We start from the raw sequence: 17,166 nt of genomic DNA on the forward strand, positions 1-17,166 counted from the left end.
GATGTCATTGAAAACCGCTGGAATTCACCATATCACGTCCTTTGCAGGCGACCCGCAGGGCAACGTTGATTTTTACGCAGGCGTACTTGGTTTGCGATTGATTAAAAAGACGATCAACTTTGATGCTCCAGAAGTATACCATTTGTACTTTGGTAATGAAGAGGGCAGCCCGGGCACGATCATTACTTTTTTTCCAGCTCCGGGTACACGCAAGGGTAAGATTGGAGGCGGACAGGTCGGGATTACGACGTATGTCGTGCCGTCCGGTGCTTTGGAATACTGGGAAAACCGTCTGCACAGCTTGAAGGTATCTTTCACGAAGGCCACTCGTTTTGGCGAGTCATTCATCCAGTTCCGAGACAACGAGGGTTTACATCTGGAGTTGGTGGAACGGGAAGATGGCCCGTTGAACACGTGGACAGCCGGGGGTGTGCCTACGGATAAAGCTATCAAGGGCTTTGGCGGGGCGGTACTGTACAGTGCGGATTCCAAACATACGCAAGGGGTGTTGGAGAACGTCCTGGGGATGACTCTTATCGGAGAAGACGCAAATGCAGGCTACATCCGCTATCAGACGACAGGTGATTTGGGCAACCTGATCGACATTCCGGTCAAAGATGTCCCGTGGGGGAATGGCGGCGCCGGTACGGTTCACCATATTGCCTGGCGCGCGCAGGATGATACGGAGCATCAGGCGTGGAACGAATGGGTTCATCAGCATGGTTTTGGAACCAGTGGTATTGTAGATCGCCAATACTTCAATGCCGTATACTTCCGCGAGCGGGGCGGTATTTTATTCGAGATCGCAACCGATCCACCCGGATTTACCGTGGATGAGGAATTGAATGAGTTGGGACATAAGCTGATGCTGCCTGAATGGTATGAGCCTCAGCGTACCCAGATTGAGTCTAACCTAGTTCCCATTGAACCTAGAGTATTAAAACAGGATTAATCTGTTTGATCCAAACAATCATATTAGAACGAAAAAGGTCCAATGCGGGAAAATTTTTACCGTCAATTGGACCTTTTTTGCATGTGGAATTGTCATACTAACGTAAAAATAAGTGTGGAGAGTTGGCTAGATCATGAGCAGTTCACGAATCTCCAGCTCGGTCAGTGCCGAAAGGGTTTCTTGTCCCGGCTGAATGACCTGGTCGATCATGTTTTTCTTTTTTTGTTGCAGCTCATACATTTTGTCCTCTACCGTACCTTGGGCGACGAGACGAATAACCTGCACGACTTTTTTCTGGCCCATTCGGTGTGCTCGGTTGGTAGCCTGCTCCTCTACAGCGGGATTCCACCACAGGTCATACAAAATGACTGTATCTGCACCAGTGAGGTTCAGGCCAGTGCCTCCTGCTTTTAGGGAAATCAGGAACAGCTCGCGTTCTCCTTCGTTGAAGCGACTGCACAGCTCGACTCGTTCCAGAGCGGGAGTCTGCCCATCCAGGTAAAAGTAGGACACCCCTTCTCGAGCAAGCTCGCGTCCGATCATTTGAAGCATTGTGGTGAACTGTGAAAAAATGAGCATCCGTTTCCCGGAGCTGAGACATTCCGTAATGATCTCCAACAGCTGTTCAAATTTGGCAGAGCTACCCGTATATCCTTCGATGAACAAGCCTGGATGACAGCAGAGCTGACGAAGTCGGGTCAGGCCTGCGAGAATTTTAATCCGATTTTTCTGAAATCCTTCCTCGTTGAGATGCTTCAACGTTTCATGCTGAAGCTTGGCCAGATAGGCGGTGTACAGCTTTTTTTGATCTGGCAGAAGCCGGGATACCTGCACGGATTCGATTTTCTCCGGCAGCTCCTTGAGGACATCACTCTTAAGACGGCGCAGCAAAAACGGACGAACCCGCTTGGCGATCACATTTCGAGGCAGGTTGTGAAACGCTCTTTTCCCGCCGGGAAATAGCGCAGGAAATACAACGTCAAAGATGGACCACAGCTCCTCCAATGTATTTTCTACGGGCGTTCCTGTCAGGGCAAAACGGTAACGAGCTTTTACATCCTTAACAGCCTGTGCCGTCTGGGTGGCATGGTTCTTGAAAGCCTGCGCCTCGTCCAGAATGAGCGTATGAAACGATGGCTTGCTGTACACATCTGCATCGCGTCGTAGCAGCGGATAGGACGTAATGACGACGTCATAACTGGCGGCATCCCGTATGATTCGGCCGCGTTCTTCCGGGCTGCCATCTGCGATAGTGACGCGGACGTGTGGAGCAAATTTCTCCAGCTCATTCCGCCAGTTGTACACCAGTGATGCAGGGGACACGATCATGGCTGGAAGCTGCTGGCTGCGAATCTCCGGCAATACTGAGACGAGAAAGGCGATACTTTGCAGCGTTTTACCCAGCCCCATATCATCTGCCAAAATGCCCCCAAAACGGTAATGCGCCAATGTCTTAAGCCATTGAAAGCCGTAAACCTGATAATCTCTCAAGATTGGGGCAAGCATGTCTGGAACTGGAAAGTCGAGATGGTCTGGGTTGCGTATATTTTCCAGTAGCTGGCGAAAGGTTTTACCCAAAGTCAGATTTTTCCCATGATCGTGAGGATCAATTAAGTACAGTCCTTGCGTGACGGAAACACGAATTTGTGCTGCATCCAGATCACTTTTGCGGATACCTGTTTCATTCATGAACCGAATCAATTCCTTGTACTCCTCTGTTTCGAGCGGCAGCAAGGCACCATTCGGCAGACGGTGATATTTCTGTTTTTCCTCTAACGATTTGAGCAGTTTGCGAATTTCCGGTTCCGGTATGCCTTCCATATCAAATTTAAATTCAAGCCAATCTGTACGTTCATCCCACTCCGCGCGTATCCTTGGGGTAGGCAGAGTATTGTTTATTTTTGCTTTGACTGCACCTGTAGCATAGACATCCAGCAGCTTTTCCAGTTGCGGAACAGTATGATACAAAAAATCATACTCTGCATCTTCATCTTCCATAAAATATCCGCTATCTGTTCTGGCAAAGGAGCTATGCTCCATCAGCTCCAAAATCCGCTGCTCCTGTTCTCCATCACGTATCAGAATTCGGTCGTTACCAGGCGTTCGTGCATCTGTTTCCAGCGGGTTGATGATGATATCCCCATATTGGAACTCCAGCCCTGCCAGCAGCTTGTCTCTTACCCGGTCCAGATATAGCTTTGCCTTCAATGGCTGCTGTGTGACCCGATCTGAGACGGACCGAGTCATATGAACACGTCCGAGCTTCATTAACCCGGGTACAACCTTGTCCATAAAAGATTCCATCTGCTCTGGCGCAATCTGAACTTTTCGCCTGTGGTGTACTTCTACCATCCGTTTTAGCTCGGACAAACGCCGTAAGGGATCGGCTTTCTGTTTGACAAGCTTGCCATCGGCAATGACGACTCCATAGTCTTCCATGATGGTCAAGTCATCCAATCCTTGAATGCTTAGCTGGTAGCCTTCGATTTCGGCCTCATCAAATTCAAATTGCAGCGGAAGCATCAGGTCGGACTGGGGAATACCCTCGCTCATGTTTCCGTGAATTTCAAAGTAGACGCCCTGTGCTGCTGTCAGCAAGGGGAGCAGCTTTTCCCAAGCCGCAGGCGGGATGAGGAGCATTCGCTCGCCGCTCATATGACTACTGGAAGATGAATACGTGCCTGAGGTTTCCCGAATCATACGCTCATGGTGGCACACTTGGGATAATTGCTGGAGAATAGCGTCATGTTCAGGTCGGAAGCGGTATACCTCAGGCTCGTATGAGAAGCTTTTCGTGAACATGTAGCTATCCCCACGGTCAATACTATCCAGAAACGGACGAATTTTCTGCACGATATATAATCGTTTGGGCCCAGCCTTCATTTCCACACCAAACATATATTTTTGGTAACCGTAGGCAAAAGGCCGGATGATGAACTGAAAATCCAAGACCGCGCGAGTATCCAGCAGGGTTGGTGTGCTGCGAAGCGGTCGCTTGCGGTCAAATAGTTTTAACATACTGTCGGTCAGCTGGAGATCGCCTCGTGTGATGTCAGAGGATCGTGCCGTTCTAGCGGTGTGATCATATGGAGCATCTGTAGATGTGTACATCCCGTCTGAATCCATGCTTCCTGCTGTATCTGGGGCAGTACCGGGATGAAGCCTGGAGGCATAGGAGCGCACAGACAGACTTTTTCCACGGCGTATATCATGGGCGTTAAGGAGAACAGCTGCGATATGTTTACAATATCGTCCGGTGTTCTGAAATGTGCTACAGGTGCATTCTGCTCGGATACTTCCATTGGATCGGATCATCGCCGCAACAGCATAAAAGCTGCTTCCTTTGACCGTAGCTTCGTACACACCTTCATCATGATCTATTTGTGTAAAGGCCACTCTTTTGGCCCGGTAATAGGCATCCCCGTCGTCATAAGCGGCTTGACTGCATAGTTGTCTGATGGCTCGCCGGGTAAGTTCAAAACTCATGATTCGTAATCCTTTCCTGGGTTATTCCGTTTTCTTACATGATAACAGAACAGATAGGAGGATGGACACTTGGGTGCTTATCTGTGGGTTAGAGAAGTTTTTACAAGCTGCACATAGCAGGATACAATGGAAGTGTTAAAGAAAGGAGACGGATACCTTTGCAAAATGAAGAGAAAAAGACCGATTCCAAATCCGGCTCATCCAAATGGTACCTTGGTAGTGCAGCAGCATTGCTTCTTCTGAAAGGCAAGTCGTTACTTGCCCTTTTAAAATTCAGTAAATTTGGCGGTGCGCTGATATCTATGGCGATAACGATTAGCACATATGCGATCATTTACCCGTGGGGATTTGCGGTTGGATTCGTGTTGCTGTTGTTTGTGCATGAGCTGGGACATGTATTGGCCGCCAAGCGCAAGGGGCTTCCCGTGTCAGCACCGTTATTTATTCCTTTTCTCGGTGCGCTGATCACAATGAAACGGCAACCTTTGGATGCGCAGACAGAGGCTTATGTAGCCATGGGCGGCCCGTTACTGGGGACGGTTGGGGCTATGGCGGTATACGCAGGAGCCTATGCAACAGGCAGTCCCCTGTTGTATGCGCTCTCGTATGTCGGTTTTTTCCTGAACCTGATCAACCTGCTGCCGATTCATCCGCTCGACGGAGGACGGATTTCCACGGCAGTGACGCGTTGGCTGTGGCTGGTGGGCTTATTGGGTGGAATTGTAGTCGTAGTATATTTAAAATCCTTTTTATTTTTCTTCATATGGGCGTTCTTTGCCTACGATTTGTACAAAAAATATGTTAAACGCAATAAAGGAGAGGTCAAGATCCAATCCTTTTTGCAAAAGCCGCTGGTGAACGTACAGCATCTGTATGAGCAAGGATATCCACTGCCCGGACCGGAGCACACACGCAGATTATCCTTTAATACCTACTCGGATTTGGAGGGGCAGCAATATGTGACGGTGTATATGGAAAGTTTGGATGTGGAGCAGACACTTAAGCTGCCGCAGCAGTGTCTTGTCCAGCATGTATGGCTGAACGGTGTGGAACATATACCGACGCCGGATGCGTACCAGCTCAGATTGCTGTGTGGGATTGATTACATTCCGTTTGAAAATGATAAATATTACGAAGTGCCCGCATCATCGCGCTGGAAATTTGGCATCAGTTACTTAGCTTTGGCCGTATTCCTGATGGGGATGATGTATGTGGTGCACCAGCATATAGGGGATATTAGGCTGTGATCTGAATAATGAGTGCTTGGTCAAGATTTTAGATCATTAAGGCAACGGTACAGCTTATAGAAAATAGAGACAAAAGAGCGTGACAACCGCGATATTCGGTGTCACGCTCTTTTTTTGGTTGAATAACACGGTGGAGCTTTTGCTATCCGTCCTTATATCTTAATCCTTTGTTCATCAGTAATCGGTTTTAACGTCTGGCGGTATTTAAGTGGGCTGGTGCCTGTCCAGCGCTTGAACTGTCTGCTAAAATGAGCCAGACTGGAGTATCCGAGCAGGGAAGCTACCTTGTTGAGTGGCAGATTGGGTTGCTGGATCAGCACCTTAGCCTCATGCAGCTTGGTCTCCGATAGATAGTGACGTGGAGAATAACCGTATACCTTGCGGAACACTTCCTGGGCATAGCCGGGACTGATCCCGAGGGAAGCCGCCACATCTTCAAGACGGAACGCTTGCTCGCCAGATTCATCTTCCCGATAAGGCTTAAACCTTGATTGAATGGCTTCCATGATGGCCTTGGCATATTGAACGGATGAAGGCGCAATTCTGGGCTCCAAACCGGTAGATATCATTTGCGAGAATATCCCGAATAGCTCAAATAAGGCAATTTGCATACGAAAACGGTCTGCTGTCGTATATTCTCCGCTTTCCTGCACCATGCCAATCCAGCTATGGACGACCTTTTGCAGCTTGGTATTCGTTTCAGTACCCGCTGGAAAAAAGAGCTGATTGCTCTTAATCATTTCCTGACGGAACAATGGATCATCGACATTAAAATGAGAGCTAAAATAGTACATGCCGTTTGGGGAAACACATTGACTCACATGCTTGAAACCCGGCGGAATAATTAAAATATCACCTTCCCCAACCGAATAAACGTTATTTTCCATAATCGTTTCCTGACGACCTTCTAAAATGAGTGCAATTTCAAAACCGATATGAGACTCCTCCGGCATGCACCAATCCGCTTGGACCCGGTGAATATGGGCGCCAAAAAATTTCACATTCCAGTCAATAATGGGCAGCCATTGGCAATCATGAAATAGAGCTGGATCAACATCAGGATTTAATATCATCAGATCACCTTCGATTAGGGCAAATTTTACACCGCTTAGACAATCTCATTGTATCTAACATTTAACTATAATAAAAGAGCGTTTACAAATGCTATAGTATAAGCTTTTATATATAAAAGAAAGCGCTTGCTCTGCTATTTATACGGATTATGTTGGCATATCTGTTTCTATTATCAGTACTTTATTCGTACTAGCCCGTATATGGGATGCACTTAGCGCTCCGATCTTCGGCGTGATCATTGACCGGGCCAATCTGAAGGGCGGCGTGGTTCGTCTATATCTTGCACTTCGAAGCGACTGGAATCGAATTTCGCAAAATCCTAACGAACCTAATTGGAGGACGACTTGATGAAAAAGCTGCTATACGGTGTTGCTTATTATGATGAATATATGCCATATGACCGTTTGGACCAAGATATTCAAATGATGAAGGATGCGGGCATCAACGTGGTGCGGATTGCCGAATCCACTTGGAGTACGCATGAACCGCAAAACGGCGTGTTTGATTTTACCTCTGTGGATCGGGTGCTGGACGCCATGCATAAAGCGGGCATTGAAGTCATTGTGGGGACGCCCACCTATGCCGTACCCACATGGCTGGTGAAGGAGCATCCCGATGTATTGGCGACAACGCCTCAAGGTCCGGGCAAATATGGAGCTCGCCAGATTATGGACATTACGAACCCGGTGTACCTGTTCCATGCCGAGCGAATCATACGCAAGTTGATTGGGCGGGTGAGTCAGCATCCGGCGGTTATTGGCTTTCAGACGGATAACGAGACGAAGCATTACAACACGAGCGGGCCCAATGTGCAATTGCAATTTGTAAAGTATCTGCGGGAGCGGTTCGAATCGCTGGAGGAGCTTAACCGCAAATTCGGTCTGGATTACTGGAGTAATCGCATCAATAGCTGGGAGGACTTTCCTTCGGTGGTCGGAACGATTAATGGAAGTTTGGGCGCAGCCTTTTCCCAATTTCAGCGCAAGCTGGTGACTGACTTTCTGGCATGGCAGGTCGCGCTGGTGAGGGAATATAAGCGGGAGGACCAATTTGTTACGCAAAACTTTGATTTTGCGTGGAGAGGTCATTCCTTTGGCATTCAGCCGGATGTGGACCATTTTTCGGCATCGCAAGCCTTTGATGTGACTGGGGTGGATATTTACCATCCATCACAGGATGACCTGACTGGTATTGAAATTTCCTTCGGTGGCGATGTGGCACGTTCGACGAAAAATAACAACTATTTAGTGCTGGAAACGGAAGCGCAGGCTTTTACCCACTGGGTTCCCTATCCGGGGCAATTGCGTCTGCAAGCGTTCAGCCATCTGGCTTCCGGGGCCAATATGGTGGCATACTGGCACTGGCATTCCATCCATAATTCCTTCGAAACCTACTGGAAGGGTCTGCTGAGCCATGACTTTGAGCCGAATCCAGTGTATGAGGAAGCACAGACCATAGGGAAGGATTTTGCAAGATTGTCTCCACATCTGGTCAACCTGAAAAAGAAAAATAAAACGGCGATTCTGGTCAGCAACGAAGCATTGACGTCGATTGACTGGTTTAAATTTAATATGAGTAGTCCGTTAAATTACAATGACATCGTACGTCGTTTGTATGACGAGTTGTATAAACTGAATATCGGGACAGATATCGTTCATCCAGGTACAGAATCGTTTGAAGACTATGATCTTTTGATCGTCCCAGTTCTCTATTCTGCCCCAGATGCACTACTGGAGAAGCTGAACCGATATGTGGAGAAAGGTGGTCATGTAGTATACACATTCCGAAGCGGATTTACCGACGAGCATGTGCAGGTAAGAACGTCCCGGCAGCCGGGCGTGATTAGCGAAGCCTGCGGCATTCATTACAGCTTGTTCGTGCAGCCGAAGAAGGTGACGCTTAAGAATAATCCTTTTGAGGTGGCACCAGAGGACAATCAGGTAGATACGTGGATGGAGCTGATTACCCCGACGACTGCTGAAGTATTGGCCTATTACGATCACCCGCACTGGGGAAAATATGCCGCAATTACGCAAAACCGCTATGGTCAGGGAACAGCGACCTATATCGGCTGTGTCGTCAGTCCGGCGGTCATCCGTGAACTATTCAGCTCTGTAGCCAAAAAGGCAGGAGTATGGGGACTGGATCAGGAAGCGTCTTATCCGATCATTGTTAAATCCGGCACGAATGAGCTGGGACGGACAATCCGGTACTATTTTAACTATTCCGAACAAGCAGGCTCGGTGGTATATCCGCATGGAGACGGCAAGGAGCTGATTGGGGAGCATGCGGTTACCCAAGGACAAACGCTTACATTAGAGCCTTGGGGTGTTATAATTATCGAAGAAGCGTAAATGATGCATAGTGAGCCACAACTGACTCACGAATAATATCATATAGGTATTCTCCGGGAGTATCCGGTACATGAAGCGCCCCTGCGAATTGCGGGGCGTTTTCGCATATGGCTGAATAGAGGAGTGCATCGCTATGACAACCCGAGCAGTTCGCTGGTTCCGGGCGCTGACGGCCCCGTATCGACGCAGCATTCAGCTCAAGCTGATCTTGACGATGATTGTTCTATCTGTGCTGCCGGTCATTGCTGTCACGGTGCTGGCTGCGGAAAAAAGTAGAGCTTCCATGGAAGCTGAAGTAGTAGAGACGAACATGTCTAATATGAAATGGACGGGGATCTATATCAGCGACCAGCTAGATCGTCTAAATCATCTGATTTACAGCATTCAGATCAGCCCTGATCTGAGCGATTATTTGAATGAGCGCGAGCCTGACAATCTTTCAAGCCAATTTAATGCCCAGCGAAAAATGCTGAATACGATGGCGAATGTGTATTATTCGGCCGGAAGTCATGTGATCGGCATCCAGCTTTATTTGAAGCAATCGCAAACCTTGTTTACCTTTAATAGTATGCAAAATGAAATTACGACAGTGAGCGGTATTCCCCCACAGTATGCCGAGATGTGGCAAGCGAATAAGGATTATTCGATTCGTCCAAGCTCCTCTGACCCCGAACGCTTTATTTTGACGCGCAGTATTCGGCGTTTTGAAGACCAGAAGCAGACGGGGGCTATTTCTTTGGATGTATTGTGGTCGCAATTCGATCAGACGCTGGGCCTGCTGGGACGAGGGGATCAGCATCAGGTGCTTATTACAGATGCAGATGGCGGGGTTATGTATCCAGCACAGGCTCGGCAGTCGCCTCCTCCTGCAGGTGTGCTGTCAGCTCTTCATGACGTTAAGCCGGGCCCCGGGATGATTCAAACTGCTGAACATTATGTGTTCTATAATGATCTGGATGTAGTTGGGCTGAAGCTGGTCAAAATCGTACCCACTTCCTCCATTAACCACAGCGCTTTTTCAACGATGCTGTATGGTATTATCGTCGGCGTGATTTCAATCCTGGTTTCCATCTGCATTGCCGTTTTCATCGCATGGCGGACTGCACGTCCGATTGTTCATTTGGCGCGTTCCGTGCAGGAGCTGGATATGATCAAAGGACCGATTGGACAGCCAAGTACACGCCCGGATGAGATTGGGCTGCTGGAAAGAAGTCTGCATGGGATGGCAGGCCGAATTCGCGAGCATATTCAGGCGGAATACAGTATAAATTTGCAAAAAAAGACGGCTGAATTGAAAGCGCTCCAAGCGCAGATTCATCCACATTTTCTGCAAAATACGCTGCAAATGATCGGAAGTATGGTGTTTTCGCAAAAGCCGGAGGACACCTATGAAGTCATTCGGTCGCTGAGTGAGATGTTCCGTTACGTGGTACGGGAACCTCAGGATTTGGCCTCTTTACGCGCAGAGCTCGACCATGTGGGACACTATATGCGCATCCAGCAACGGCGATTTCCACAAAGATTGGTGTTTCAGGTGGAGACGGAAGAACAGGCGATGGATATTCGATTGCCTAAGCTATCGCTTCAGCCATTGTTGGAAAACGCGTTTCAGCACGGTCTTGATCGAAAGGCGGGGGCATGGAGAATGGGGATTCGGGTGGAGATTATGAAAGAAGATGTGTGTATTACAGTTTGCGATAATGGAAACGGCATGGCCCCGGACAAGCTGGAAAAAGTACGGGCAAAGCTGGAAAACGCGTCGGAGGAACCGATCTGGGCGCAGGGTAGTCATATCGGATTGAGCAATGTGTCTTCACGCATACGGATGAATTTTGGAGTGCGCTACGGAGTGACGATAGATAGTGAGCAGGGAGTCGGTACACGTGTCACTATCCGCATTCCATTTACCTCAGCAGAGGAGGGAAAAGTATGATCAGAGTATTAATTGTGGACGATGAGCCATGGAACCGCGATATTCTAAAGACATTTGGCACATGGGAAGAACTTGGAATGTTGGTAGTGGGTGAGGCTGAAGACGGAGACGAGGCGTTCAGGCTGGTCGGGGAGTTAGCTCCCCATATTGTGATTACTGATATGCACATGCCGGGTGCGGACGGAGTAGAGCTGCTGCAAGCGCTAAATAACCATTGTCCTGATGTAAAAATCATTGTCGTGAGCGGATATGATGACTTTACGTATGCCAAACATGCCATCCGTTACAAGGCCGTCGATTATTTGTTAAAGCCAGTCAATCCTGCAGAGCTGAATGCAGTGTTGCTCAAATGCAAAAACGATCTGGAGGTCAAGGCTGCTGAACAGCAGCAAGAAGCGACGGAGCTGGATTATGAGTTTTTTCACAAGCTGACCCGGTATAAGCAACTGCTGCGTCTTTATTTTAATGAGTTGAACCGTGATGGGGTGAACATAACTTGTAGGCAGGTTATGCAGGAGCTGGAGAGTTATGGAGCACCAAGTCCACATATGCTGGGCAGGCTGGTGCAGGAGCTTCTTTCCCTGCTAAAAGAGCTCGCAGCGGATAACGGGCTGGGTACTTCTACGGCAAAGGCAGGATTCCCACTGTCGCAGGATGCCGTATCCTCTGTAGAACATGCGCTGGAACTCGTATCGTCGTGCTATGTTCAGGAACTGGATCAGCTTATTCGGCAGCGGAAATACAAAAACAAACTGAATTTAGAAGAAGTACGGCGATATATCGACAGTCACTTTGCTGGGCCGATTACACTGGAGCAGTTGGCAAAAAACTTTTTTGTGAGCAAAGAGTATATGAGCAAGGTATTTAAGCAGGAGTATGGTCAAAATGTAACGGACTACATTGTAGAGCGAAGAATGGAAAAGGCGCGGGAATGGCTGGTCAATAAACAGATTTCAATCAAAGCAGTCGCGGAGATGGCAGGATATGAGGATGTGTCTTATTTCTATCGGGTATTTAAAAAGCATTTTGGCATGGCACCCGGTGAAATGAGGAAGGAAGTTTAAAAAAGTCCAATCCAATAAGCTAAGGGTGTCCAATGGCAGAAGTGACCTCTCATCCTATAATGAAAGCGTATACAAAACAAGCAGTACAAAGGAATTTGGCCTTTATGAAGTTTGCACAGAGCTGAATAGAGGTTGAAGACCGGCGGCATAGCTGCTTTGAATAACAACTGATTTGCCGATGGGTAACGGTTATTTTCAAAATAGGGGAGGTCATTTTTCATGAAAATGTGGAAATGTGTATTGAGCACGATGCTGGTTGGCACGTTATTGGCCGGGTGTGGAGCGAATTCTTCAGGCAGTGACAGCAGCGGTTCCGGTGGAGACGGCAAAACGGTGAATCTCAAAATGTTTATTGCTCAGCCTCGTTTGAAGGAGCACTACGATAAATACATTAATGCTTTCGTAGCGAAAGAGAAGAAAGATAAAAATATCGACGTTACGGTGCAACTGGAGATGCCGCCTGCTGACAACGCCGCACAAATTTTGAAGACAAGACTCGCATCCAATGATGCGCCGGACGTATTTGCATTGCACGCGGTGAATGAAATTCCTCCGTTTTATAAAGCGGGCTATTTGGAGGATTTGTCCGGTCAGCCTTTTGTCAACAAATTGATGGATAGTGTGAAGCCTTCGGTGACAACCAAAGACGGAAAGGTCGTAGCTGTTCCTTTAGAAACGATCTCATGGGGCTACTTGTACAATAAAAAGATATTTAAGGATTTGGATTTGCAGCTGCCGGGAACGTTGACCGAAATGAAGGCTGTGGTTGAGAAGCTGAAAGCGAATAATGTGAAACCGTTCCTGTTGTCTTACAAGGAATCCTGGATTCCACAGCTGTTCGTGCCTCTGACAGCAGGTGCGATGATGAACACACAGAACAAAGATTTTATCGAACGGATGAATCAGGACCAAGGCTCCTTTTCCGAAATGAAGAGCATGTTCGATATTATTGATCTGGTGAATAGTAACGGTACTGACAAGGCGCTGGAAATCGGCGGGGATGATGGATCGGCTGCGTTTGCCTCGGGTAAAGCGGCGATGTGGATTCAGGGACCGTGGTTTGCGGAAACGATTTTAAAATCTGATCCGAAGATGGATTTTGGAGTAGCACCGCTGCCGATTAATGACGATCCCAATGCGACATTGATCAATTTGTCCACTTCGACTTCGCTGGCTGTATCCTCTACAAGCAAGAATAAGGAGGTTGCGCTCGATTTTGTTAACTATGTGCTGGATGACAAGGATTCTAGCGCGTTCTATGAAGCATTGAAATTTAACCCGATCTCCAAAGTGCATACGTTTAAAAGCTATCCTTGGGTTAATGACGCTACCGAATACGTAAAAGCAGGCAAGTCGTACCAAGATCCATCTATCCCGCAAGCGGTTAAGGACGAGGCAGGCAAATCGCTACAATCCTATTATGCTGGTCAGCTCACGCAGGATGATGTCATTAAGGCGCTGGATAAGGCATGGAAATCGTATAACAAAGTGAACAAGTAACGGTAACCTATAGAATTACACCAGGAGGGAGAGACTCCATGCCTTTTAAAATCTATAAAAAATACGTCATGCTACTGGCGTTTACGGCCCCGGCGCTGATCTTTTATGCTATCTTCCTGCTCATTCCAACGATCAGCGGCATGTACTACAGCTTTACAGACTGGAACGGATTGAATCCCAATTACAGCTTTATCGGCTTGGGGAACTTTGTAGAATCGTTGAAGGAAGACCCCGATTTTCTCAATTCCCTTTGGTTTACCCTTAAATACGTATTAGTGATGATTGTGCTGCAAAATGTACTGGCACTGGCTCTGGCAGTGTTGATTGAGTCGCGTACACGTACCAAAGGATTTTTCCGGACGATATTTTTCATGCCCAATATGATCAGTACCATTATTAGCGCATTTATGTGGACATTCGTTTTTTCTTCCGTGCTGCCACAGATCGCCGAAAAGACGGCTATCGCCTTTTTGGGCCAATCGTGGCTGGGCGATCCGAAAGTATCTTTCTTCTCTATTATTATTGTGTCGCTCTGGAATGGTGTCGGCTATATGATGATCATCTATCTGGCTGCGCTTCAAGGTGTACCACAAAGCTTGAAGGAGGCTGCTATTATTGACGGGGCGAACGCATTTCAGACATTGCGAAGTGTGACGATGCCGATGATTACTCATGCGATTACGATCTGTTTCTTCCTGACGCTGAATGGTGCCTTCAAGGTGTATGAGGTCGTATACGGACTGACTGGCGGAGGGCCAGGGCGCAGTACACAGGTGATTACGATGAACATTTATGAGGAGGCGTTCTCCAACAACTTCCGTTATGGTTATGCGAGCGCCAAATCTGTTATTTTGTTCGCGATTGTTCTTATTTTCACCCTGATTCAGCTGCGTGTCATGAAGAAGAGGGAGGTGGAGGCATGAGGCTGAAGAAAGCTAATTCCTTGCTGATTATGCTGATTCTGTGCGTGGGCGCTGTCGTGTCCTTCTTCCCAATCTACATGGCGGTAATTAACTCGTTTAAAACACAGGGTGAGATGTTTGCATCCTTTACGGCGCTGCCGACGAAGCTTCACTTTGAAAATTACAGTCAGGCTTTTCATCAGACTCATTTGCTGAACAGCGCTCTTAATTCCACGATTATTTCTTTTATCGGCATTGGTGGCATTGTGATCTGTTCGGCACTGGCAGGCTACAAGCTGTCTCGTACACAGGGGAAACTGAGCAGTGCGATTTTCTTCTTGTTTGTCGCATCGATGCTGGTGCCGTTTCACTCCATTATGATAACGCTTACACGAATGGCAAAAGATTTGTCCGTTCAAGGCAGTACGTACGGCTTGGCCCTGATCTATATCGGCTTGGGTGTGAATATGGCGATCTTTTTGTATCATGGATTCGTCAAATCCATCCCGCGTGAGCTGGAAGAATCCGCACAAATGGACGGCTGTAATGAGTTTCAAACGTTCTTTCGCATTATATTTCCTTTGCTGCTGCCGATCACAGTTACCATCGCGATTTTGGATTTTCTGTGGATTTGGAACGACTTTTTGCTTCCATTGTTAATGCTGACGGATGTGAACCATTACACTCTAATTCTCTCGACCAATACGCTGTTTGGAGAGTACAACAAGGATTGGTCGCTTATTCTGGCCGCACTTGTACTGACCTCCATCCCGGTTATCCTGATCTATGCCTTCTTCCAGAAATTCATCATGGAGGGTATCGCAGAGGGAGCGGTTAAGGGATAACTGGAGACGGCGGGCAATCAGATGGTACTTTCTATCGCCCCTATGACATAAAGATCAAAGCCTTCCTATAAACAAGGAAGGCTTTTGTTTTGGACATCCAACGTTACTTCGAGAAATTAGCTGATAATAAAAAATAAAAGCGAAATGATGATCAAAGTTAGATATATACTGGAAACCCGTTTTCCGATCGTAGCTCCAAACTCTTTAGGATTTTTATATCCAATGACTAAACTGGGAATAAAAAAAATACTGGATAGAAAAATGGTGTAGTGAAACCTAGTATTATCAACACTGTTAGACCAGGCGGGCAATCCTAAAAAGGAAAGCAACTGGTCTCCCAATATGTAATTGCCAAATTCGAAAGAAACAGCCATACCAAGAAGAGATAAAAGCAGTGAAAGTGATCCCCAACCTATTTTTTTTCTGTTGTTTCTCAACCATTCAAAGATAATTAGTAAAATTACAATTGCTTGTATGCTGTATGTCAACATGATTGAAAACATAAAGTACCTCCTCGAACATTAGAATCAAATGATAAGATGTCAATTTCGGAAATGAGTATACCATTTTTTGGAATGTTTTCATATGCCTTTCAATACAGCGATCGTATGATCAAAAGGAACGCGAAGCGGCCTTAGCCATACAATATTTCATCTGAATGTAAAAGGAGATGATTATGTTGGCTACCTTCTCGGCCGCGCTTCAAGTGAAAAAGCGGATGGCCAAGCGAGTCTTAAAAATGTCCGGTGTCCACGGCATTGGCGTAGGATACAGGGACCCTGCCCATCCCAAAAAGGGAGCCGCTGTCATTGTGTATACGGACCGTCTAGCGTCGGCCTCTACTGGACTCCTGTCGGCCACCGCCTTAGGAAAGAAAACGAACGTTCCAGTCCGAATTGTAAAAACTGGAAAGATCAGAGCCAATGCCACGGACTACAAAGTGCGCATACGCCCGGTCATCGCCGGCTACAGTGTCGGGACGATTGAAGGCTCCGGTTCAACCGGACTCATCGTTGCCCCAACTGGAGCGCCGGCGACGCGTTATATTTTTAGCAATAACCACGTCCTCAATCCCTCCAATACAGACAATCGGGCGGCTACAATACAGCCAGGCGGAGCCGATGGGGGGACGGTTACTCAGGATCGTATAGGAAGGCTGTATCGTTACGTACGCTTGAATCCCACCGGTACAAACCTGATTGATGCGGCGCTTTCGCTTCCGACCCGTAACAACCTGCTCAATCCGCGTTACGCTACGGTAGGAGCGATTCCAGGTCATGTTACCGCATATCGCATAGGAGAAAGATTGAAGAAGGTTGGGCGTACGACCGGACGGGTCAATGGCACGGTAGAGTCCGTCTATACGGACCTGCAAATCAATTATGGCGGGGAGTTGGGCCTGCTGACCTTCGAAGATCAGACGGTTATTAGAGGTACGACTCCCGTATCACTACCTGGGGATTCTGGCTCTGTATGGCTCAGACAGTCAGATAATTATGCAGCTGCGGTCAACTATGCAGGCACGGCAGATGGTCGCTTATCTATAGCCTTTCCGGTGCAGTGGGCGATGCAGGTATTCAACACACGGGTAGCCCGCCCCAACGGGGCAGGCCGGGTGCTCAGGGTAGATACAGGATCTTCCCCTCGCTCCTATACTAGGCAGCTCACCAGTGAGGAACTGGTGAGCTTAAGACCAAGAACGACACGCATTAGACGAAGCTAAACGCCCTACAGATGGAAAAGCTGCCGCTGATCGTCCCGATAAAGCGGTCGCTTTAAAAGCTTTCCGAAGGACTGCTTGCTTCGGAA

At 47.7% G+C, this 17,166-nt stretch carries 13 protein-coding genes; 10 read left to right on the forward strand and 3 right to left on the reverse strand.

Translation table 11 applies throughout. The features are described from left to right. The first annotated feature begins 1 nt into the window (after window position 1). Entirely contained in the window at window positions 2–952 is a 951-nt protein-coding gene (locus ACYCSE_RS12465; protein WP_250259474.1) for a ring-cleaving dioxygenase, read from the forward strand. Window positions 953–1,078: 126 nt separating this feature from the next. Here the strand turns inward: ACYCSE_RS12465 and ACYCSE_RS12470 are convergent, their stop codons facing one another. Then, the gene (locus tag ACYCSE_RS12470) at window positions 1,079–4,438 is read right to left on the reverse strand and encodes a DEAD/DEAH box helicase (protein ID WP_322161505.1); all 3,360 of its coding nucleotides are present in this window, start codon (window positions 4,436–4,438) and stop codon (window positions 1,079–1,081) included. A 158-nt stretch (window positions 4,439–4,596) separates the two neighbouring features. Between ACYCSE_RS12470 and ACYCSE_RS12475 the strand changes: the two genes are divergently transcribed. Beyond that, window positions 4,597–5,685: a site-2 protease family protein gene (locus ACYCSE_RS12475; RefSeq protein ID WP_254351248.1), complete on the forward strand. Its 1,089-nt coding sequence runs from the start codon at window positions 4,597–4,599 to the stop codon at window positions 5,683–5,685. Window positions 5,686–5,837: 152 nt separating this feature from the next. On the opposite strand, the gene ACYCSE_RS12480 is transcribed toward ACYCSE_RS12475, so the two are convergent. Continuing rightward, window positions 5,838–6,758: an AraC family transcriptional regulator gene (locus ACYCSE_RS12480; RefSeq protein ID WP_235307181.1), complete on the reverse strand. Its 921-nt coding sequence runs from the start codon at window positions 6,756–6,758 to the stop codon at window positions 5,838–5,840. Window positions 6,759–6,957: 199 nt separating this feature from the next. Between ACYCSE_RS12480 and ACYCSE_RS12485 the strand changes: the two genes are divergently transcribed. The 7 genes from ACYCSE_RS12485 to ACYCSE_RS12515 all read left to right on the forward strand — a co-directional run bounded on the left by ACYCSE_RS12485 (window position 6,958) and on the right by ACYCSE_RS12515 (window position 15,357). Next, window positions 6,958–7,107: a hypothetical protein gene (locus ACYCSE_RS12485; RefSeq protein WP_459702510.1), complete on the forward strand. Its 150-nt coding sequence runs from the start codon at window positions 6,958–6,960 to the stop codon at window positions 7,105–7,107. Continuing rightward, the gene (locus tag ACYCSE_RS12490) at window positions 7,107–9,113 is read left to right on the forward strand and encodes a beta-galactosidase (RefSeq protein ID WP_459702398.1); all 2,007 of its coding nucleotides are present in this window, start codon (window positions 7,107–7,109) and stop codon (window positions 9,111–9,113) included. Before ACYCSE_RS12485 ends, ACYCSE_RS12490 begins: the two co-directional genes overlap by 1 nt. Window positions 9,114–9,246: 133 nt before the next feature. Then, the gene (locus ACYCSE_RS12495) at window positions 9,247–11,046 is read left to right on the forward strand and encodes a sensor histidine kinase (RefSeq protein WP_459702399.1); all 1,800 of its coding nucleotides are present in this window, start codon (window positions 9,247–9,249) and stop codon (window positions 11,044–11,046) included. After that, window positions 11,043–12,110 (forward strand): response regulator transcription factor, encoded by a 1,068-nt coding sequence (locus tag ACYCSE_RS12500; RefSeq protein WP_459702400.1) that lies wholly within the window; start codon window positions 11,043–11,045, stop codon window positions 12,108–12,110. The genes ACYCSE_RS12495 and ACYCSE_RS12500 overlap by 4 nt, the downstream gene beginning before the upstream one ends. A gap of 219 nt (window positions 12,111–12,329) precedes the next feature. Beyond that, window positions 12,330–13,610, forward strand: coding sequence for an ABC transporter substrate-binding protein (locus tag ACYCSE_RS12505; protein WP_459702401.1), 1,281 nt, complete (start codon window positions 12,330–12,332; stop codon window positions 13,608–13,610). A 38-nt stretch (window positions 13,611–13,648) separates the two neighbouring features. After that, complete coding sequence (locus ACYCSE_RS12510; protein ID WP_023986930.1) at window positions 13,649–14,533, forward strand: carbohydrate ABC transporter permease; 885 nt, start codon at window positions 13,649–13,651, stop codon at window positions 14,531–14,533. Beyond that, on the forward strand, window positions 14,530–15,357 hold the full coding sequence (locus ACYCSE_RS12515; protein ID WP_459702402.1) for a carbohydrate ABC transporter permease: 828 nt from the start codon (window positions 14,530–14,532) through the stop codon (window positions 15,355–15,357). Before ACYCSE_RS12510 ends, ACYCSE_RS12515 begins: the two co-directional genes overlap by 4 nt. Window positions 15,358–15,473: 116 nt before the next feature. Here ACYCSE_RS12515 and ACYCSE_RS12520 read toward each other — a convergent pair whose 3' ends face one another. Next, window positions 15,474–15,860: a hypothetical protein gene (locus ACYCSE_RS12520; protein WP_459702403.1), complete on the reverse strand. Its 387-nt coding sequence runs from the start codon at window positions 15,858–15,860 to the stop codon at window positions 15,474–15,476. Between the two features lie 173 nt (window positions 15,861–16,033). Between ACYCSE_RS12520 and ACYCSE_RS12525 the strand changes: the two genes are divergently transcribed. After that, window positions 16,034–17,080: a hypothetical protein gene (locus ACYCSE_RS12525; RefSeq protein ID WP_459702404.1), complete on the forward strand. Its 1,047-nt coding sequence runs from the start codon at window positions 16,034–16,036 to the stop codon at window positions 17,078–17,080. The last annotated feature ends 86 nt before the right edge of the window (window positions 17,081–17,166 follow it).

It is taken from the genome of Paenibacillus sp. SEL1 (genome assembly GCF_054602535.1).

Excerpts from the sequence above, each read along its gene's own strand:
- ACYCSE_RS12465 (WP_250259474.1), top strand. The coding sequence starts at position 2 with ATGTCATTGAAAACCGCTGGAATTCACCATATCACGTCCTTTGCAGGC.
- ACYCSE_RS12470 (WP_322161505.1), bottom strand. The coding sequence starts at position 4,438 with ATGAGTTTTGAACTTACCCGGCGAGCCATCAGACAACTATGCAGTCAA.
- ACYCSE_RS12480 (WP_235307181.1), bottom strand. The coding sequence starts at position 6,758 with ATGATATTAAATCCTGATGTTGATCCAGCTCTATTTCATGATTGCCAA.
- ACYCSE_RS12490 (WP_459702398.1), top strand. The coding sequence starts at position 7,107 with ATGAAAAAGCTGCTATACGGTGTTGCTTATTATGATGAATATATGCCA.
- ACYCSE_RS12495 (WP_459702399.1), top strand. The coding sequence starts at position 9,247 with ATGACAACCCGAGCAGTTCGCTGGTTCCGGGCGCTGACGGCCCCGTAT.
- ACYCSE_RS12500 (WP_459702400.1), top strand. The coding sequence starts at position 11,043 with ATGATCAGAGTATTAATTGTGGACGATGAGCCATGGAACCGCGATATT.
- ACYCSE_RS12505 (WP_459702401.1), top strand. The coding sequence starts at position 12,330 with ATGAAAATGTGGAAATGTGTATTGAGCACGATGCTGGTTGGCACGTTA.
- ACYCSE_RS12510 (WP_023986930.1), top strand. The coding sequence starts at position 13,649 with ATGCCTTTTAAAATCTATAAAAAATACGTCATGCTACTGGCGTTTACG.
- ACYCSE_RS12515 (WP_459702402.1), top strand. The coding sequence starts at position 14,530 with ATGAGGCTGAAGAAAGCTAATTCCTTGCTGATTATGCTGATTCTGTGC.
- ACYCSE_RS12520 (WP_459702403.1), bottom strand. The coding sequence starts at position 15,860 with ATGTTTTCAATCATGTTGACATACAGCATACAAGCAATTGTAATTTTA.
- ACYCSE_RS12525 (WP_459702404.1), top strand. The coding sequence starts at position 16,034 with ATGTTGGCTACCTTCTCGGCCGCGCTTCAAGTGAAAAAGCGGATGGCC.